This is a genomic window from Pedobacter sp. WC2423, assembly GCF_040822065.1.
Taxonomy (GTDB): domain Bacteria; phylum Bacteroidota; class Bacteroidia; order Sphingobacteriales; family Sphingobacteriaceae; genus Pedobacter.
The window spans coordinates 1215607-1236052 of sequence record NZ_CP162005.1 but is presented as its reverse complement, the minus strand read 5'-3'; the positions used below and the strand labels follow the sequence as shown (position 1 = coordinate 1236052).

Sequence of the window (20446 nt, the reverse complement as noted above, 5' to 3'; positions counted from 1 at the left end):
CTCTTATTTTAAGTCTGCGTAGACAGTTTCCGGGTTTTCGGCATTCGCTTTGATCTGCGTGCCGTCTTTTAGGGTTGCTACCCCTTCTAATACAATTTGATCTCCTGCTTTTAAGCCGCTTTCGACCACGAAGAAATTACCTGCGGTATTTTCCATCACCGTTACTGCAACATTTTTAGTCTTGCCATCCTGTCCAACAACGACCACAAAACGTTTATCCTGTAATTCGAAAGTTGCACTTTGAGGAACCAGGATTGCATCTTTCACCGCATTAGGAATTCTTACCGTTGCACTGCTTCCACTGCGGATAATACCTTTAGGATTAGGGAACCGGGCCCTGATATTTGCTGAACCTGTAGCTGTATTGATTAACCCGTTGACTGTTTCTATACGGCCTTGTTCAGTATAAGTAGATCCGTCAGAAAGCAATAAGGAAACTTTAGGGAGTCTGGCTAGTTTCTGTGCGAAAGAACCACTACCATCTTTAGTAAAGTCTAACAATATTTTTTCGTTCAGTGCAAAATAAGCATATACATTACCTATACTCGAAACTGTAGTTAAAGGATCGGCAGTGGTGCTGCTCACCAGGCTTCCTAAACGAAATGGAATAGAACCTACTACCCCATTCACAGGACTAGTTACTGTAGTGAAGCCTAAATTTGTTTTAGCATTAACCAAACTGGCTTTCGCAGTCGCTACTGCTGCCTGCGCAGATTCATAAGTATATTGTGCTGATTCCAGCTCATATTTACTTACAATATCTTTTTCTACCAGCGGCTTTACTTTGTTGATTGCCAGTTTTGCAGCATTCAGCTGTGCCATCGCATTGGCGATACTGGCATTTGCTGTTCTTACCTCCTGCTCGTATTGTGGTGCGCTGATTTTGAATAATGGCTGACCAATCTTTACAACAGCACCTTCATCCACAAATATTTTGTCGATATATCCGTCCACTCTTGGTCTGATTTCGATATTCTGCTGCCCTTGTATACTTGCAGGATAGTCTGTATTTAATGTAGCAGATCTGGGTTCCAGTTTCAGGACTTTGTATTCCTTAACCTGCCCGGCTGCGGCTGCGGCCTGTGCCGCTTTATTTTTATCGTTGCCACATGAGGCGAGGGTTAATCCTGTAAGGAACAGGAGCCCAATCTGTATTGATGTTTTCATATTTACTTTTTCTTGCTGATTGGTGTCTATTGTGAATTTATATAGGGTACGATTTATTTTGTGGGATAGATCATCTCAAAAATGAGCTGCTTTCTTTGTTTCATTAGTTTATGATATTCCTGATCACTTACTTTCAGGAAACTTTTATTCAGATTAGCTGATAGCAAAGGATAAGCCATTAAAGCAAACAGGTTCATCATATAATGACGGGGATCCATTGTCTGGATGTTTCCGTTGTCCATTTCTTTCTTTATCTCTTCCAGAAACGGTTTGGTATGCATATCATGAACTTCGTCTGCATGTGCTGGATGATGACGGTTAGTCTCGGTAATCAGAAACAATTCCCGGTAAGGGTATGCGATTGTCTGATCCATAAAAACATGAATCAGTTTCTTTAATTTTTCTTTAAATGTCAGCTTTCCTGTAAAGGCATCTGACATCATCTGGCGCAGTTCATTCATAGCCTCTTCGGTAACCTGCTCAAATAATAGTTTTCTGGATCTGAAATAATAGTGTACAAGTGTTCTGTTTACACCTGCAGCGTCAGCAATATCTTGTGTCGTGGCATGCAGCTTTCCGTCTGCAAAAAATATCTTTTTGGCAGTATCTTTAATAAGTTGCTCTGTTCCTTTATCTTTTACTGGCATTGTAACTTCTTTTTAATATTATTGTTTGACATTTTTGTTAAACAAAGATATTAGCGAATACCCAGATTTTCATCACATGAATGCAATTTAAGCTGAGTTTTAAATACATTTATTGTCTGTTAACAATCGAGTATAAGGCCAAAATAGTCAAATAAGGAATTCCGGATAGCAGAAATTGACCAGCGGTTGAAACACACCGACGAACAACTGGTTTTACAGGATAGAATGAATTATAAGTTTTGTTTGTTTTTTAGTCAGAAAACAGCATCACCTTTTTATCTTAATCTTTTAATAAGTAAGGTTTCAGTAATTTATTCCAGATTTCATATCCGGCAGCATTCATATGCAGCATATCTTCTTTAAATAATTGAGGCTGCATTTGTCCTTTTTTATCAAACATAGGCTTATAGATATCAAGAAATACAGTATTTTTTTGTCCTTTTAAAAATTCTTGAACTAATTGATTGGCTTTTATCCCTTTTGATAAGTATTGTGCCCTGGAAGGACTCGCTTTGATCGCTATATAAACTAGAGGAACTACTGGTAGTTTCACTCTTATATCAGTATAAAGCTTTTTAAAGCTCTGGAATACTTCCTCTCCTGAAGCTGCTTTAATCAGATCATTTTCCCCTATATAGATGATTAGCTGTTTTGGATGGTAAGGAAATACAATGTCTTCCAGGTAACGGTCTACATCGCTGGTCACTGCACCACCTATGCCTCTGTTCAATACCGTATAATCTTTAAATGTATGCGTAAAATCAACCCATAACCTGATTGAAGAACTTCCAATAAATAATATCGGGTCTTTTGGAGGTGCATAAACCCTGTCATATTGTTTGATAGCTTGTACATCATCCCAGAATGCAGGCTTATCCTGTGCAAAAGAATTGAAATTAAATAGTAAAAGGAATGTGGAGCTAAACGCGATTGCTTTAAAGATTTTCAACATCCTCAAAAATATCTATAATAATAGCGTCAGACAAGCATTTCTAATAAATAAGGCAACGCGGGGTTATCATTGATCTTTTTCCATACCGCATACAGCTCCGTTTGCTGGGGTATATTTTTCAGTTCTATAAATTTAATCCCTGGATTCCCTGAGGTAGCTAAGGAAGTTGGAATAATAGAAAGTCCCATCCCGTTCTCTACGAGTTTGAATATAGTTGGTGCATGGATAGAGCGATGTGAAAGCTTTGGGGTAAAGCCCTGATCGGCGCATAAATTAATAATCTGCTGATAATAAAGCTGACTCTGATCATTCGGGAAAAGAATAAAAGATTCATCTTTTAACTCCCCTATATGTTTGAAATCCCGGGCAGACATGGGATGAGCTGCTGGCAATACCAGCGTAAAGGTTTCTTTGTATACACTTTTGATCATCATATCTTGCCCTACCTGGTTAGAACGCATAAACCCAAGATCAATATCTCCTTTTTCTAAAGCCAGCAGCTGCTCTTTATTGGTTAATTCTTCTAAATGGAATTCAATATTAGGGCAATCATTGTTGAATTTTTTGAGTAAAACAGGTAATATAGACTGCATTGCCGAGGCTACAAAGCTAATTCCAAGTTGTCCGGTATTCCCTTTTTGCAATAGCTGTACATTATTGACAGCTATTTGCATTTTCTGAATAACCTGAACGGCATCTTTATAAAAGAGTTTCCCGGCCTCATTTAAAACCACACGTTTGTTATTCCTGTCAAATAATGAATGTCCCAGGTATTGTTCGAGTTGTTTAATCTGCTGGCTCAAAGCCGACTGTGATATAAATAACTTTTCAGCCGCTTTCCGGTAATGCAGTTCCTCGGCCAGTAACTTAAAGTAATTGAGATGGCGTAGTTCTATTTGATTAGTGATACTTATCATGGTTTAAGTAATCAGAATTATTACTAATGGTAAAACTAATGATATTTGAGATTGTAAACCAAATAAACTTTATAATGATCAATAAAATTTTAAGCCTGGGCCTTGGCAAGGTAGGTACGCTGGTAGCCACATTGCTAAGCGACCAGTTCGAAGTGACCGGAATGGACAAACAAGCTCCACATTATGATTATGAGCTTCCATTCACTATTGCCACTGGAGATGTATCTGATCTGGTTTTAATGGAAAAGATGATCGGTCAATTTGATGCGGTGGTTTCCGCCCTGCCGTTTTTCTTAAATAGTCCGATTGCAAGAATCGCGCACCAATTGGGAAAACATTATTTTGATTTAACTGAAGACGTTCCTACCACCAATGAAATCAGAAAATTAAGTGAAACAGCTACGGCTGTAATGGCTCCTCAATGTGGTCTTGCACCAGGATTAATAGGTATTATTGGTGCTCATCTGGGAAAAGATTTTGAGAAACTAAGATCAATTGATATGCGTGTGGGTGCTTTACCAAAATATCCGAACGGCGCAATGGGTTATGCTTTTAACTGGTCTGCAGCTGGTGTAGTCAATGAATATATTAATGATGCTGAAGCCATTCACCATGGTCAGCGAAAAATGGTGCCTTCTTTACAAGGCAAAGAAGCTATCCAGATTAATGGCGCTTTATATGAAGCTTTTTATACCTCTGGTGGTTTGGGCACGATGTGTGAAACCTATGCCGGTAAACTGGACAGACTTGATTACAAAACCATTCGTTATCCCGGACATTGTGACCTGATGAACTTCCTGATTAATGAATTACATATGAAGGAAGATAAACAACGATTGGAAGATATTCTTAAAAACGCAAAACCTCCGGTCGATGAAGATGTTGTGATTATCTATGCAGATGCCGAAGGATGGAAAAACAATGAATTGAAACGCAATGAGTTTTGCAGATCTTATGGCCCGATTGAATTAAATGGTAATTCCTGGAGAGCGATTTCCTGGACTACAGCAGCAAGTATTGTTGCAGTGGTAGAAATGGTAGCCAATGGATCATTACCTTCAAAAGGGTTTATCAAACAGGAAGAAATTTCATTCGAAGCTCTTTTAAATACAAAATGCGGCAGTCTCTTTAATTAAAGAATATGAATTTTAATCATCACAGTCCCCTGGATATTTTCCTGACTGAACTTTTTGACCGGTACCGCGAAGCTGTGCCAGAAGTTAATCAAATTACAGCTGCTTTATTAAAAAACGGTGTGGTGAATTCTCAGGATGAAATTGTAAATGATCATATCGCTTTCAGAACGCTTGGAGTTCCGAACCTGGGTATCCAATCTTTTGAAAAGATCTTTTTGTTTCACGGCTATCAAAAGAGAGATCATTATTATTTTGAAGAAAAAAAGCTGGATGCCTATTGGTATGCCCCTCCTGCTCCGGAATATCCGCGGATCTTTTTAAGTGAACTTATAGTAGGTCAGCTGAGTCACAACACGCAGGAAATTATCAAAAAATATACCGGTGATATCAAATCAGATCCGGTCGATGCACTGGACCTGAATGATGGTGATGCTATTGCCGCATTTCTGCATCATCCTTTATGGAAACTACCAGATTTAAAAGATTATACCGCATTACTGGAAGAAAGTGAATATGCTGCCTGGGTAATTTACAACCGGTATTACCTGAATCATTATACAATCAGTGTGCACGCACTGCCTGAAGATTACCGGTTTCTCCCTGATTTTAATAAATTTGTAGAAAGCCTGGGAATCAAATTAAATGACGCTGGCGGAAAAATTAAAACAAGCGCTGATGGTTTATTAAGTCAGAGCAGTACCGTGGCCGGTTTACATGAAGTTGAGTTTGCTGATGGCGAAAAAACAAAGATCGCCGGTAGTTATGTAGAGTTTGCAGAACGTTCAGTTTTACCCGCCTATAGTCACCTTAAACCTGAAGAGATTCAGCCCATACACCGGAGAGAAGGTTTTGAAACCAGCAATGCTGACAAGATTTTCGAAAGCACTTACACTGGACAAGTAAAGTCCTGAAATTATTAATAAGATATATTATTTAAAAATATGGATATCAAAGAAGTATTAAAGCAATTAGGCATTACGGATAATAACAGTGGTACTTCAACCGGACATCAATGGATGGAACCGGGCGCAAAAGTTATCACTTCTTCATCGCCCGTAGATGGCAAAGAAATAGCAAAAGTAAGTACAACCAGTCCGGAAGATTATGAAAAAGTAATCAGTACAAGTGCAGAAGCATTTTTATTCTGGCGTAATGTACCTGCCCCAAAAAGAGGCGAAATAGTGAGACAACTGGGGGAAGCACTTCGCTTAAATAAAGAAAATCTGGGAGTCCTTGTTTCTTATGAAATGGGAAAAAGCTTACAGGAAGGGCTTGGTGAAGTTCAGGAAATGATAGATATCTGTGATTTCGCTGTTGGACTATCCAGACAATTGTACGGTTTGACCATGCATTCTGAAAGACCAGATCACAGAATGTATGAGCAATGGCATCCACTGGGTATTGTTGGTGTAATTTCTGCATTCAACTTCCCTGTGGCTGTCTGGAGCTGGAATACTGCATTAGCACTGGTTTGCGGAAATGTTTGTATTTGGAAGCCTTCTTCTAAAACACCACTTTGCGCAGTTGCCTGTCAGCATATTATTGCTTCAGTTTTAAAAGCGAATGATATGCCAGAAGGAATCAGCTCATTAATTACAGGAAATCCTGTCGGAGATCTGATCAACAATGATCCAAGGATTCCATTGGTTTCCTTTACCGGGTCAACAAGAGTTGGTCGTTTGGTCTCATCAGCAGTAGCAGGCCGTTTCGGAAGAACGATTCTTGAACTTGGCGGTAACAATGCCATTATCGTTTCCAAAGATGCAGATCTGGATATCGCTATTATCGGGGCGGCATTTGGTGCAGTAGGAACTGCGGGACAAAGATGTACCTCGACCAGGCGTTTAATTATTCATGAGGAAATTTATGAAGAGTTTAAGAATAAACTTGTCAAAGCGTATGGACAGCTGCGTATTGGAGATCCGTTAGATCAGAATAACCATGTTGGGCCGCTGATTGACGAAGCTGCTGTAGCCGTTTATTCAGAGGCTATTGAAAAAGGCAAGGCTCAGGGCGCAAACTTTATTGTTGAGGGTGGCGTTCTTACAGGTGGTCCTTACAGTTCAGGCTGTTATGTTAAACCTTGTATTGCAGAAGTAAAAAATCATTACCAGATTGTACAGGAAGAAACTTTTGCACCTATTCTATATATCATGAGTTATAAAACTCTGGAAGAAGCAATTGCTCTTCAAAATGGTGTTCCGCAAGGGCTTTCATCTGCGATCATGACCTTAAACCTGAGAGAAGCTGAACTATTCTTATCTACGAATGGATCTGACTGTGGTATCGCAAATGTGAATATCGGTACTTCTGGTGCTGAAATTGGCGGCGCTTTTGGTGGTGAAAAAGAAACAGGTGGTGGTAGAGAAAGTGGATCTGATGCCTGGAAAGGATATATGCGCAGACAAACCAATACCATCAATTACGCGAATAAATTACCACTTGCACAGGGTATTAAATTCGATCTTTAGGTTGATATGACTATCAGCAATGACCAAATGAAATCCCTGTCCGGCTCACTGGACGGGGATTTCTTTACTGACAATCAGACCCGTATTTTATATGCTACAGATGCCTCAGCTTACCGGGAGATGCCCCTTGCTGTTGCTATACCCAGGTCTGTTCCGGACCTGGAAAAACTTATTCTGTTTGCTGCGGAACATGGAGTGTCTCTGATTCCCCGTACTGCCGGTACCTCACTTGCAGGACAAGTTGTAGGTAAGGGTATTGTTGTTGATGTTTCTAAATATTTTAACAGGATACTGGAACTCAATGTAGAGGAAAGATGGGTAAAGGTTCAGCCTGGCGTTGTTCGTGATGAGCTTAACCTGTATCTTAAACCATTTGGGCTATATTTTGGCCCTGAAACATCAACCGCTAACAGGGCGATGATTGGCGGAATGGTTGGTAATAACTCCTGCGGTTCAAATAGCCTGATTTATGGAAGTACCCGTGAACATACACTGGAAATTAAAGCCTTGCTTTCTGACGGTTCTGCAGTAGATTTTAAAGCGCTTGAATTTGAAGAATTCATTAAAAAGTGTGAAGGCGGTTCTTTAGAAAATGAGCTGTACAGAAATATCAGGTCCTTGCTCAGCAATTATGAAAATCAGCTGAGTATCCGTGAGCAGTTTCCGGCTAAAAGTATCGAAAGACGGAATACCGGCTATGCGATTGACATTTTGCTGGACACCTCTCCTTTTACAGCAGAAACTGAAGACTTCAATTTCTGTAAGCTTATTGCAGGTTCTGAAGGTACACTGGCATTCATGACAGAGATCAAACTTAACCTGGAACCTGTTTTAAAGGAAGAAACAGCATTACTGTGCATACATTTCAATAGTATTGACGATGCACTAATGGCTAATCTGATCGCTTTAAAATATGAGCCAAGGGTAAGTGAACTGATAGATCATCTGATTCTTGAATGTACCAAAGAAAATATAGAGCAGTCAAAAAATCGTTTCTTTGTTTCAGGTGATCCTGCTGCTATTCTTGTGGTAGAATATTCAGGTAAAAACAAACAGGAAATTACAGCAAAGGCTGCCAGAGTTGAGGCAGAAATGAGAGCAAATGGATTAGGTTATCATTTTCCGTTGGTTTTTGGCCCGGATATGTCCAGAATCTGGTCTTTAAGAAAAGCTGGTTTAGGTTTATTAAGTAATCTTCCCGGAGACGAAAAAGCTGTAGCTGTGATTGAAGATACTGCTGTGGATGTAAAAGATTTACCTGCTTATATCCGTGATTTTAATGAAATTCTCAAAAAACACGGCCTGTTTTCTGTCCATTATGCACATGCGGGTTCAGGAGAAATCCATCTGCGGCCTATATTGAATCTGAAAACAGTGGAAGGTAACCGCTTATTCAGGGTAATTGCAGAAGAAATAGCGAAACTCGTCAAACAATACAATGGTTCACTAAGTGGTGAACATGGAGACGGCAGATTGCGTGGTGAATTTATTGAGCAAATGATTGGCCCGCGTAACTATAAAATGCTGAAGGAGATTAAATCAACCTGGGATCCAAAAAACATCTTTAATCCCGGCAAGATCACTGATACGCCTGCTATGGATACCATGCTCAGGTATGAACCTGGTCAGCAAACACCTGAAATAAAGACTGTATTTCGTTATCAGGATCAGAATATTTTACAGCATGCTGAACAATGTAACGGATCAGGTGATTGCCGTAAGTCACATTTAGCTGGCGGTACGATGTGCCCATCTTTTATGGCGACAAGGAACGAGAAAGACACCACCAGGGCCAGAGCTAATATGCTGCGTGAAATGCTCACACATTCCACTAAAATCAATCGCTTCGATCATCAGGAGCTTAAAGATGTGATGGATTTGTGTCTGAGCTGTAAAGGTTGTAAGTCAGAATGTCCTTCCAATGTGGATATGGCTAAACTTAAAGCTGAATTTTTACAGGGTTATTATGATGCTAATGGGGTCCCATTGAAAACCTGGATTATAGGTGCATTTAATCAGCTCAACAAGCTGGCCTCTTTATCTCCGGCATTATACAATTGGAGTATCGGCAATAAAACCACGAGTGCTTTCATCAGGAAAATTTGTGGCTTTGCTCAGGAACGTTCCCTCCCGCTATTGTATAAAACAACTTTAAAAAAATGGTTTATTCAACATCAAAAACCTGTTGAACCAGGCGCTTTAAAACAAAAAACTGTTTATTTTTTCTGTGATGAATTCACCAATTATTTAGATACTGAAATTGGGATTAAAGCAATTCTTTTATTAGAGAAATTAGGTTATCAGGTGATTATCCCTGAGCATCTGGAGAGTGGAAGAACCTGGATTTCCAAAGGCCTGCTCCGCAAGGCCAAAAAGATTGCACAGCATAATGTATTCCAGCTCAGTAAAATTATCACTGAAGATACTCCTTTAATTGGTATTGAACCTTCAGCGATATTGACTTTCAGGGATGAATATGTTGATCTGGTAGATTTACCACAGTTAAAAATGGCTGAACAGCTGGCTAAAAACAGCTTGTTAATAGATGAGTTTATTGCCAGAGAGATTGAGAATGGAAATATTGCCCGGTCCAGTTTCAGCAAAGAAAACAAATTGATTCAATTACATGGACATTGCCAGCAAAAAGCATGGGCAGCGGTGGGTGCATCAAAACAAATACTGGCCTTCCCGGAAAACTATAAAGTAGAAGTTATTCCTTCTGGTTGTTGCGGTATGGCTGGTTCATTTGGTTATGAAAAGAAGCATTACGAATTATCTATGCAGATCGGAGAATTAGTTTTGTTTCCCGAAGTCAGAAAACAATCAGAAAGCGTGATCATTGCCGCAACCGGAACAAGCTGCCGGCATCAGATCAAGGATGGTACCAGTAATAAGGCATTACATCCAATAGAAGTGTTATATGATGCGCTGGTTTAATTATTTTTGGTTGCGTATTCATTGATGGTCAATTTATAATAATGTTACACAAGCTATAATCTTTCCAGAAAAAACAGGCTTTTACTATTAAAAAGGCCTGTTTTTAAGCTGCTGATGGCTAAGCAAACACATCATTGTTTTGTCATTTTAATGTAATCCAACTTGTGGATAATTACCGATGTATTACATTTGACCAAAATGCAGCTATAGTCAATATAAAATCAAAACAATTTTGCGCTTTTATTACTTACCTATAAATAGAAAAACAAAATCCTGATTTAAATTATATTTGGCTGCACAAACCTAAAGAATGGATCCTAACACAGAAAATCCGAACATCACGCCTCGCAAATACGTCATTTCTAAAAAACTTGACAGCATGTTCTTCGGTATATATCACGCTTATCAGTTTGTACTTCGCTTTTTTAAAGAAGTTTTTGTACCGCCCTACGAGTTTAAAGAAATCATACATCAATGTTATGAAGTGGGTTATAAATCCCTGCCCCTGATCTCACTTACTGGTTTTATTACCGGGGTTGTATTTACCAATCAATCCAGGCCTTCACTGGCCAATTTCGGCGCAACTTCGTGGTTACCTTCACTGATTTCTATTGCGATTATCCGTGCATTAGCTCCATTGGTTACCGCTTTAATCGCTGCTGGTAAAGTAGGTTCTAATATGGGTGCTGAACTTGGGTCAATGAAAGTTACTGAACAGATTGATGCCATGGAAGTATCAGCAACCAATCCTTTTAAATATCTGGTAGTTAGCAGGATACTGGCCACTACCTTTATGATTCCTATACTGGTAATGTATACCGCTTGTGTGGCTTTAATGGGTGCTTTTCTAAGTGTCCACAGCAATGAGCAAACCAGTTTTTCCATGTTTTTCTCACAAGTATTTGACACCATCAGCTTTTTAGATATATTTTCAACTACTTTTAAATCAACAGTTTTTGGTTTTACAATCGGTGTAGTTGGATGCTATCATGGATACAATTCTTCCAAAGGTACTGAAGGTGTTGGAAAAGCAGCGAATTCGGCAGTAGTTGCCGCCATGTTCCTGATTTTTGTCGAAGAGATTATTATTGTTCAAATTGTAAATGCTTTCCGTTAATATGGTAAAAGAACAGAAAGCAATAGACAGAAATAATGCAGTTATTTCTATCAAAGGCTTAAAGAAAGCCTTTGGTGATCTTGAGGTACTGAGAGGCGTTGACCTGGAGGTTTATCAAGGGGAAAACCTGGTTGTACTGGGCCGCTCGGGTACTGGAAAATCAGTATTAATCAAAGTTATATCAGGTTTACTCCTTCCTGATGCTGGAGATGTAGACGTGCTTGGACAAAGCGTAGAGCACTTAAGTACAAGGGATTTGATGGCACTAAGATTAAAAGTAGGGTTCTCATTTCAGAATAGTGCTTTATATGATAGTATGACTGTGCGTCAGAATCTTGAATTCCCTTTAGTAAGAAATTCAAGAAATCTGAGACGTAAAGAAATCAATCGTGAAGTGGAAGATGTATTGGATGCAGTTGGTTTATCACAGACGATAGAGCAAATGCCTTCAGAACTTTCTGGCGGACAGCGTAAAAGAATTGGTATTGCAAGGACATTGATTCTAAGACCAGAAATTATGCTCTATGATGAGCCAACTGCCGGCCTTGACCCTATTACCTGTATTGAAATTAATAACCTGATCAACGAAGTTCAGGAAAAATATAAAACCACATCTATTATTATTACACACGATTTAACCTGTGCTAAAGAAACTGGCGACAGAATTGCTATGCTATTAGATGGTCAGTTTGCGATACAGGGAACATTTGATGAAGTCTTTGCGAGTAAAGACGAACGTGTTCAATCTTTTTACAATTATAATTTTACACAATAAATGAGCGCTACAGAAAACAAAAGATCAATAGTTGTAGGAATTTTCATCTTTATCGGACTTGCTATTTTCATCGCCGCAGTACTTACCTTAGGTGGCAAGCAAAAACGATTTGTAAGTAGTATTACCTTAAAAGCGGTTTTCAATAACGTAAATGGTATACAAGCTGGTAATAATATCTTCTTTTCAGGAGTGAAAATCGGAACGGTAAGCAAAATCAACTTTTACGGGAATGCACAAGTAGAAGTTACGATGCATATCGAAGAAGCTGCACAAAAATATATACATAAGAACTCTGTGGCTAAACAAGGTTCTGAAGGCTTTATTGGAAATAAAATGATTGAAATCCTGCCTGGTCAGGGGGATGCTCCACAAGTAGAAGACGGAGACCGGATTAATGTCGCAACTGCTTTGGGGCCAGAAGATATCATGAAGACTTTACAAGCAAATAACAAGAATATCCTGGTGATTACTGAAGATTTTAAAAAGGTAACCACTGATATGCTGCAGGGAAAAGGAACATTGGGAACTTTACTGGCCGACACTGTTATGGCAGGCCGTTTACGTCAAATGACTATTAATCTGGAAAATGCTTCAGCAAGTACGGCAAGAGTAACATCAGCAGTTGCTCAATATACTTCTAAACTAAATACAAAAGGTACGCTGACTAACGAATTGCTGACTGATACAACAGTGTTTGCCAGCTTGAAAACAGCGGTTAAAAGTTTACAAAATACAGCAGCATCAGCTTCTGAAATGACGAATAACCTGAAAGTAACGAGCAATAAACTTAATTCGGATAAAAATGCTGTAGGCGTTTTACTGAATGATGAACAAACTGCTGCTAAATTAAAAAATACAGTTTCCAATCTGGAATCAAGTACTAAAAAGCTGGATGAAAACATGGAAGCTTTACAACATAACTTCCTGCTAAGAGGATTCTTTAAAAAGAAAGCTAAAGCTGATGCAGCTGCTAAAGAAAAATCAACACAAGATCCTAAATAATATAGCTTATCAGCTACTCAAACCGGCTACATCATTAAATGTAGCCGGTTTTTTATTGCTTTTTATTCCTGGATTAAATGGTGATTTTGCGCAGTATTTCTACAGCACGATTCATTTCACTTTCTTTTAAAGAAGCAAAACCGAAACGAATTCCATTATGTTTTTGATCTGCTCCTTCATAATAGGCACTACCAGTAAATAATAAACCAGAGAAACGCGCTTTTGCAATCACGTCAGCTAGTGGATATTCCGCTTTAAATTTCAGCCACAATGCCAGGCCTCCCTGTGGTTTGGTAAAATCTACTGCATGAGAAAGCTGGTCAGCTATCAACAGTGCGGTCTGGTCACAACGCTCATGGTATACTTTTTTAGATTTTTTGATATGCCTGGCTAATTCTCCACTATTTATAATGACAGATAATGCTTCTTCCATCATGGTATCCCCTCTCAGGTCAATCAATCTTTTGAAATTTGTAGCCTGAATAATAAAATTGGTGGCACCAATTAAGTAACCAATTCTGCAAGAGGGAGCTAAAAGTTTCGTAAAAGAACCTATATAAAGTACATGACTATCATGATCTGCGCTTGCCAGCGGTAGAACCGGACTATTGCTATAATGGAAATCATAATCGTAGTCATCCTCTATAACAGGTAATTGATAAGCTTTTATCAATTCAAGTAACCTGGTTCTGCGCAACTGACTCATGGTTACCGTTGTTGGATGGTGATGATGAGGAATAATATAAAGTAAACTGATGGTTGTGCTTTTTAAAGCTTTCTCCACTTCTTCAATATCCATTCCATGTTCATCCACAGGTATACGGATAAGGTTGGCTCCCAGCTGTTTAAAAACCTCATCAGCAATGTAATAGCTCGGATCACTAACAAGCACATGATCACCGGGCTTAATCACCATAGCCGCTGCAAGATAAATGGCCATCTGTGCGCCTCTGGTTATCAAAAGATTGTCTGTTGATATGTTTAAACCACGGGAATCATTCAGGAAATCGACTGTGGAATTTTTCAATGCTTGTGTACCTCCAAAATCTTTGAGATACATTAATGTTTTGAGTTTGGAACCCTGCATCAATTTTCTATACTCCCGGAGCATGCTGTCAAACGGAGCAAGATCAGCATCAGGAAAGCCATCATTGACAATTATTGAGTTGCGTTTTAATGGGGAAATATGCTGGACAGGACCAGGAATATCATGCTTGAAACTGAATTTTGCTGGGCTGGAATAAGTTTGATTTTTTCCACCTTCCTGAAAAGACCTTGGTTTAATTAAAGGCAGATCGAGAGCTGCTCTGATGCCTACTCTGGGTAAAGTTTCAATCCAATCCTGCGTACTCAGCTCTTCATAGGCAGCAACAATTGTATTGCGATGTTTATCAAGTAATATGGCCATCTCCCTGGTGCTGGGCAAAAAAGTTCCGGGTTGTATTATTCCATCTGTTATCAGAACAATTAGACAGTCAGCTATTTGTCTATATACAGCTATAGTGCTGCTTTCATCAATTATGATCAGAGTTTTAAATGGGAGCATTTGTTTTAAGCTGTAAATTTATAATAAGAACCTGCTGAAAAGCTTGAATTCGGCTTGAATCGAAGATTTTAAAGATACAAATTTCTTTATCCCGGTAAAGTTTATGACTAATTCCTTTATTATTCTGGACTATTCAATTAGCCAGAACTGGTACATGAATAAGCTAAGATTGCAGGCTAATTTTGATTTATCAAATCAATAGAAAATGAAATGGAGTCTGGATAATTACCTATCCAAAGAAATATAACCTCAAAAACAACTAAAAAATGGAAATATTAACTTTAAAACCAACAGATGAATTATCCGGATTCTGGAACATTCTAAGTACTTTTCGTACTAATTTGCTTGAGGATACTTACCAGCACGAATTATCAGAAATGATGAAAGATGGCTTTAATTTAATCTATATCATTGATAATGGAGAAATTGCAGGCTTTGCAGGATACCGCTATATCCAGAAACTTTTTACTGGAAAAACGATCTATATCGATGATCTGTTTACTTTACCTCAATACCGTGGCAAAGGTTACGCAGCTTCTTTACTCGGATATATCCATAAAGAAGCGGAAACAGCAGGTATGAATAAAGTAGAACTGGATAGTGGCCCTACCAGAAATGATGCACACCGGTTATATTTAAATCATAAATATATCATTACCAGCATGCATTTTTCACGGCCGGTTTCTTCCTGAAAAATTAGTATTATTTACCTAAACCATCAGGTACAAAGTCAAGAGATACAGAATTCATACAGAAACGTTTATGTGTTGGCGCTGGCCCGTCATCAAAGATATGTCCAAGGTGTGAATTACAACGTGCGCAAAGAACTTCGGTCCTTTCCATACCTAGAGAATTATCTACTTTGTAAATCGTACTTTTAGTTCTTATTGGTTCGAAAAAGCTTGGCCATCCGCAAGTACTTGCAAACTTTGCATCAGACTTAAATAAGGCATTTCCACAAACCGCACAATAGTACATTCCTCTGCGTTCAGAATTCCAAAGACTTCCTGTAAAGGCTTGCTGGGTTGCTCCTGTTCTTGCAACTGCGTAAAGCTCAGCAGGAAGTATTTTTTTCCAAACTGCATTACTTACTTTTAATACCGTAGTGTCTGTTCTGGAGTAATAAGGGTTTTTTGCGATTTTACTTTGACCATAGCCAGTGTAAAAGAACAATAACAGAATTGCGGAACTTAATATAATTTTCATAATCTTCTTTTTATCATTTAGTCTCTTAAATACAGAAAACCTTACATTAATAATCAGAAAAGCCCCTAAATAAATTAAGAGGCTTTTCTGATATAAATATAGCTTAATCTATTTTGGCATTAATACAGTATTTACAACATGAATCACCCCATTTTTCTGATAAACATCAGCAATAGTTACTGTACTCATTCCACCTTTTTCATCTTTCAGTACTAACTTTTTACCTTGCATCCAGGCCCAGAGTTTTCCACCTTCAACAGTAGTCAGCTCAGCTTTCCCTTTTCCTTTTTTGATGGCAGCTGCAATGGCTTTGCTATCCATTTTACCAGCAACAACGTGGTAAGTAAGAATTTTAGTCAAGGCTGCTTTGTTTTCAGGTTTTACTAAAGTCGCTACAGTACCTTTTGGCAATTTATCAAAAGCCTCGTTAGTGGGTGCAAATACAGTAAACGGGCCAGCGCCTTTTAGCGTTTCAACAAGCCCGGCGGCTTTAACAGCAGCAACCAGTGTCGTGTGGTCTTTAGAATTTACCGCATTATCAATAATGTCTTTTGCAGGATACATTGCTGCACCACCTACCATTTTTGTGCCGCCAGACATCTTCATTTTTGATTGTGCCTGAACTTGAGTTTGTGAAGCAAAAGCGATAGCTACTAAAGCAAATGCTGATATAAATGTTTTTTTCATCTGAGTTTTGATATTTAATCACATTTACGACAGATGGTATACCTTTGGTTTTCAAAAGATCAAAACATTACTACAACCAATAGATTATTAACTATTTACAAATGAAAAATGTATTATTTATTGCTCTTTAAGTACAGATTCCAGATTAAATATTCATTCCAGTATAAGAACGTAATGTTAATTTACAGAATATAGTTAGTATTTTATGTCTCTTATTTTATTGGTATCATAAAATAAGAAACGTGTCGTTTGAAAACATATACGCTTAAATAAAATTAAACTTATGCAAGAAATAGATTACAATAAAATACAAGAAGAATTGCTGGCTTTCACAAAAACTGAAGTGAGCAATTTTTTAGCGGAGCATCCAAATGAAGTTTTTTATGCATTTGCATTTGACTGTAATGCAGAATATGCGGAGGTAAACTTATGTTTTAACACAGAAAGTGCTTTTTCAGCACTCCTGGAAGAATCTCAAAGTGGAAAGTATAAAGCTTCTTATCAAAGCGAAAAACAGATTAATGAATTGAGATACAATACCGGCGATTGGGAATATCAATCTTTTTCAACTCATTATGCGCTTTCTGAGGATGAATTATTTGGTGATGATGAAGATCAGGATGAAGATGATGAGAATGAAGATGGGGAACCAAACAATGCAATAACTGAGAATCTTTTGTTGCATTTTTCTAAAACATTAGTAGAATTTACCAAGTCAGAAGAATTTCAGAAAATACCTAAGACACCGGATTTTAAAGTATTCTGCATAGATCACGATGAAGATTTGGATGAAGCGGAATTAAGACTCAGTAGTTTAACCTACTAGTGCTCCACAAATCACCCAGGATTTAATTCTGTTCATTTTCATGGGATTAGTTAGTTAATAGATATAGCTATTACATCAAGCTATGAAATAGCTAACCCATTTAAGTATTGAATTCAGGACATAAAAAAACCGGTTATCGTAGTGATAACCGGTTTCATATATTTGTATTTAGTTCAAACTATGCTTCGCTGTCATAAACAATGCCACCAACATGTTTGTCGATCTGCCATCTGCCAGTACCTTCTTCACCGATAACGTCGAACAATTCAAGGGCACGTCTTGCTTTGTATTCTTCTTCACGTTGTTCTTTGAAGAACCAGTTTAAGAATTCAACAGTCACATAATCCTGTTCTTTATGGCAGTTAGCTGCGATATTTTTCAAAGATTGAGTTACACTGATTTCCTGATCTAAAGCTTCTTCGAAAACTTCTCTGAAAGAGTTATATTCAATTTTGATGTTAGAAACTTCAGGAGAAATAGCAGTACCACCCATATCTAAAACATATTTATAGATTTTAAGCTGGTGTTGTCTTTCTTCGTCCGACTGTTTGAAAAAATAGTCAGAGGAGAAATCATAACCATGCTGATTACACCAGGATGCCATTGCTAAATATGCGGATGAAGATTGAGCTTCTTTTTTTATCTGTTGATTTAAGAGTCTTTCTACTTCTGTAGAAAGCAAACACTTAACGCGGATGATATCTTTCATATGATTGATTTTAATTACTACCTATATCGTATACAAAAGTAGTGCTATAAATCAATTTCATAGCATTTAAAAGAAATATGGAAAGATTCTAAGTCTAAAGAAGCTTAAGCTGTGAGGCGATAAATTCTGTCGTGTAAAATACGGTTAAGTTCAAGCATCACAAATGTGCCTTCTATGAGTTCTTTGAAAGCTATAATCTCTAATAAGGTTAATACGTAGCAATGATCACAAGCGCAGATAAAAACAATTTCAAGATCAGGTGCTTTATCAGAATTTAGCAATAAAGCCTCGATATCGATACCATAAATGGCTTTTCTAAGTTTCATGATCGAACGATAATCGAAACGATTGTGATGACCTGCGAAATTAACGTACCAGCATTTTTGAGAATCCGACTGAGATACAGATCCATTCCTGGTTTGGAATACTTCTAATAATTCAACTGAAGGTGCTACGGCTACGTTTTGCATTAACATTTATGATTATAACACAAATATTCACATTATTTAGACTTGATACAAATAAATTGCAAAAATAATTTGTAATATTTTTAAATATTCCTGTTTTGTAGACGATAAATGCAAATATGCCTATATTGTTACCACTTAAACCCGTACCCTATTTACCGGGAATTACCACCCATTAAGCAATTTGAAAAACACTAATTAAATCCTTACCCCTATGTACCGTAGTATTGAAGATTTCGAAAATGACTGGAAGAACGAAGAGCATAGCACACTTCAAATATTCCAAAACATTACGGATGAAACTAAATCCATTAAAATCCACGAAAATGTAAGAACATTGGACAGGTTAGCCTGGCACATTACCCAGACTATACCCGAAATGGGATCACACGCCGGTTTGATGACAGAAAACTTGCTTGACGGACTGCCAATACCAGAAAGCTTTGAAGAAATCATAAAGGTTTACCAGGAATACAATACACTCCTGTTGAAAAGAGTAAAGTCAAAATGGACAGATTCTACTTTAGGTGACCAAGTAGAAATGTATGGCCAGGTATGGACTAAAGGACAAGTATTATCTGTATTTGTCGCCCATCAGACTCATCATCGTGCGCAAATGACCATTGTTATGCGTATGGTAGGTTTACCGGTGCCAGGCATATACGGCCCGGCTAAAGAAGAATGGGTAAATATGGGTATTCCTGCTATGGACTAAACAAATCTTCTTCTTATTTAAAAGGCCTGAACATTCAATGTGTTCAGGCCTTTTATTTCTTAGTCTGTTTTAGAATTGTCAAAATCAAACATTCCTGAAATGCCCTGGTGTAAAAGCTGTTTGTTTTTTAAAGAAGTTATTGAAATGAGCAGCTTCCTCAAAACCAAGACAATAGCCAATTTCAGAAATGTTCCAGTCCGTATGTTTCAATAAAGACTTAGCTTCCGTTAATACACGCTCGGAGATCAGATCTGTGGTTGTTTTACCAGTAGTCACCTTGATCGACCTGTTTAAATGATTTACATGTACTGCAAGTCGCTCTGCGAAGTCTTTAGCAGAACGAAGCGCAAACCTTTGAGAAGGTGTTTCGATAGGAAACTGACGTTCTAATAATTCAGTAAATACAGCGGTTATCCTGGATTGTGCATTTGGATGTTGGTATAAGCTTTCAGAAGGCTCGGATTTTAACGCATAATGCGTTAATTCTGTCACATAATTACGCAGCAGATCGTATTTAAATACGTAATCAGAGTTGATTTCCTCCAGCATTTTTTCAAAGATGCCACCAACAAATTGTTCCTGTGTATCGTTTAAAAAATAAGCAGGCTTCCCTCCTATACTAAACATTGGCAGTTCATTCAGGCTTCCACGAATTTTCTCTGTAAAAAAAGATTCTGTAAAAATGCAGAAGTAGCCGGTAGTACTTTCAGAAAGTGCCTGTACCGTATATGGAACATTAGGATTGAAAAACATTAGAGTTGTGCCTTTGACCACTAAGCTTTTATCTGCATAATGATATAAATACTCCCCACGTACCAGGGTAACTTTATAGAAATCCCTGCGGCTGTAGGTAACAGGTGTAGCATTTGGCCCGTGACAATCTTCAATACGAAAAACATTAAAATGCCCTACACCATTCTGTAAGGTCTGGGGAACACTATTAAACTTTTGCTGATAAAAGTGTTCTAATGTTTGTGTCTTATCCATCATATGAATTTAAGCAATTTTCTGTACAAATATAGCGGTATCTGTTTTTAGGGAAATTGCGCTATTCAAACCGTTAATTGCAAAATTCAAACAATTAAATAAGAGATCAGAATATTAAACTCAACAGCCTTTAAATTCATCAAAATTAGGTTTTTGAAGGTTTAATTGCATTTTTTATAATT

20 protein-coding genes are annotated in these 20446 nt (G+C 37.9%); 10 read left to right on the top strand and 10 right to left on the bottom strand.

All coding sequences use genetic code 11. The annotated features are described in order from the left end of the window. Positions 1-3: 3 nt before the first annotated feature. The 4 genes from AB3G38_RS04640 to AB3G38_RS04625 form a co-directional block, all read right to left on the bottom strand. Entirely contained in the window at positions 4-1167 is a 1164-nt protein-coding gene (locus tag AB3G38_RS04640) for an efflux RND transporter periplasmic adaptor subunit (RefSeq protein WP_367867330.1), read from the bottom strand. Between the two features lie 53 nt (positions 1168-1220). After that, positions 1221-1814 (bottom strand): TetR/AcrR family transcriptional regulator, encoded by a 594-nt coding sequence (locus tag AB3G38_RS04635; protein ID WP_367867329.1) that lies wholly within the window; start codon positions 1812-1814, stop codon positions 1221-1223. Between the two features lie 280 nt (positions 1815-2094). Then, complete coding sequence (locus tag AB3G38_RS04630; RefSeq protein WP_367867328.1) at positions 2095-2766, bottom strand: GDSL-type esterase/lipase family protein; 672 nt, start codon at positions 2764-2766, stop codon at positions 2095-2097. Positions 2767-2792: 26 nt separating this feature from the next. Further along, entirely contained in the window at positions 2793-3683 is an 891-nt protein-coding gene (locus AB3G38_RS04625) for a LysR family transcriptional regulator (RefSeq protein WP_367867327.1), read from the bottom strand. 74 nt (positions 3684-3757) lie between these two features. On the opposite strand from AB3G38_RS04625, the gene AB3G38_RS04620 reads away from it, so the two are divergent. The 7 genes from AB3G38_RS04620 (at position 3758) to AB3G38_RS04590 (ending at position 13121) form a co-directional block, all read left to right on the top strand. After that, positions 3758-4819, top strand: a complete 1062-nt coding sequence (locus AB3G38_RS04620) for a saccharopine dehydrogenase family protein (RefSeq protein ID WP_367867326.1) — start codon at positions 3758-3760, stop codon at positions 4817-4819. 5 nt (positions 4820-4824) lie between these two features. Further along, positions 4825-5730 carry a DUF1338 domain-containing protein gene (locus tag AB3G38_RS04615; RefSeq protein WP_367867325.1) on the top strand — a complete coding sequence of 302 codons (906 nt, stop codon included), beginning with the start codon at positions 4825-4827 and terminating at the stop codon, positions 5728-5730. 30 nt (positions 5731-5760) lie between these two features. Beyond that, the gene (locus tag AB3G38_RS04610; protein WP_367867324.1) at positions 5761-7290 is read left to right on the top strand and encodes an aldehyde dehydrogenase family protein; all 1530 of its coding nucleotides are present in this window, start codon (positions 5761-5763) and stop codon (positions 7288-7290) included. 27 nt (positions 7291-7317) lie between these two features. After that, positions 7318-10227, top strand: a complete 2910-nt coding sequence (locus AB3G38_RS04605) for an FAD-binding and (Fe-S)-binding domain-containing protein (RefSeq protein ID WP_367867323.1) — start codon at positions 7318-7320, stop codon at positions 10225-10227. A 310-nt stretch (positions 10228-10537) separates the two neighbouring features. After that, entirely contained in the window at positions 10538-11344 is an 807-nt protein-coding gene (locus tag AB3G38_RS04600; protein WP_367867322.1) for an MlaE family ABC transporter permease, read from the top strand. Between the two features lies 1 nt (position 11345). Further along, positions 11346-12119, top strand: coding sequence for an ABC transporter ATP-binding protein (locus tag AB3G38_RS04595; RefSeq protein WP_367867321.1), 774 nt, complete (start codon positions 11346-11348; stop codon positions 12117-12119). Beyond that, positions 12120-13121 (top strand): MlaD family protein, encoded by a 1002-nt coding sequence (locus tag AB3G38_RS04590; RefSeq protein WP_367867320.1) that lies wholly within the window; start codon positions 12120-12122, stop codon positions 13119-13121. 73 nt (positions 13122-13194) lie between these two features. Here AB3G38_RS04590 and AB3G38_RS04585 read toward each other — a convergent pair whose 3' ends face one another. Next, a complete protein-coding gene (locus tag AB3G38_RS04585; protein ID WP_367867319.1) occupies positions 13195-14667 on the bottom strand; it encodes a PLP-dependent aminotransferase family protein in 1473 nt (490 codons plus the stop codon). Between the two features lie 266 nt (positions 14668-14933). On the opposite strand from AB3G38_RS04585, the gene AB3G38_RS04580 reads away from it, so the two are divergent. After that, positions 14934-15359: a GNAT family N-acetyltransferase gene (locus tag AB3G38_RS04580; RefSeq protein ID WP_367867318.1), complete on the top strand. Its 426-nt coding sequence runs from the start codon at positions 14934-14936 to the stop codon at positions 15357-15359. A 10-nt stretch (positions 15360-15369) separates the two neighbouring features. On the opposite strand, the gene msrB is transcribed toward AB3G38_RS04580, so the two are convergent. Both msrB and AB3G38_RS04570 read right to left on the bottom strand, forming a co-directional pair. Continuing rightward, positions 15370-15873 (bottom strand): peptide-methionine (R)-S-oxide reductase MsrB, encoded by a 504-nt coding sequence (gene msrB / locus AB3G38_RS04575; protein ID WP_367867317.1) that lies wholly within the window; start codon positions 15871-15873, stop codon positions 15370-15372. 108 nt (positions 15874-15981) lie between these two features. Beyond that, the gene (locus tag AB3G38_RS04570; RefSeq protein WP_367867316.1) at positions 15982-16560 is read right to left on the bottom strand and encodes a fasciclin domain-containing protein; all 579 of its coding nucleotides are present in this window, start codon (positions 16558-16560) and stop codon (positions 15982-15984) included. A gap of 283 nt (positions 16561-16843) precedes the next feature. Here AB3G38_RS04570 and AB3G38_RS04565 point away from each other — a divergent pair, with 283 nt between their 5' ends. Beyond that, positions 16844-17386, top strand: coding sequence for a DUF4303 domain-containing protein (locus AB3G38_RS04565; protein ID WP_367867315.1), 543 nt, complete (start codon positions 16844-16846; stop codon positions 17384-17386). 178 nt (positions 17387-17564) lie between these two features. Here AB3G38_RS04565 and AB3G38_RS04560 read toward each other — a convergent pair whose 3' ends face one another. Both AB3G38_RS04560 and AB3G38_RS04555 read right to left on the bottom strand, forming a co-directional pair. Next, positions 17565-18095 carry a ferritin gene (locus tag AB3G38_RS04560; RefSeq protein WP_367867314.1) on the bottom strand — a complete coding sequence of 177 codons (531 nt, stop codon included), beginning with the start codon at positions 18093-18095 and terminating at the stop codon, positions 17565-17567. A 104-nt stretch (positions 18096-18199) separates the two neighbouring features. Beyond that, positions 18200-18565 (bottom strand): hypothetical protein, encoded by a 366-nt coding sequence (locus tag AB3G38_RS04555; protein ID WP_367867313.1) that lies wholly within the window; start codon positions 18563-18565, stop codon positions 18200-18202. A gap of 211 nt (positions 18566-18776) precedes the next feature. Between AB3G38_RS04555 and AB3G38_RS04550 the strand changes: the two genes are divergently transcribed. Further along, positions 18777-19277 (top strand): DinB family protein, encoded by a 501-nt coding sequence (locus AB3G38_RS04550; RefSeq protein ID WP_367867312.1) that lies wholly within the window; start codon positions 18777-18779, stop codon positions 19275-19277. Between the two features lie 84 nt (positions 19278-19361). Here AB3G38_RS04550 and AB3G38_RS04545 read toward each other — a convergent pair whose 3' ends face one another. Beyond that, positions 19362-20267, bottom strand: a complete 906-nt coding sequence (locus AB3G38_RS04545; protein ID WP_367867311.1) for a helix-turn-helix domain-containing protein — start codon at positions 20265-20267, stop codon at positions 19362-19364. Between the last annotated feature and the right edge of the window lie 179 nt (positions 20268-20446).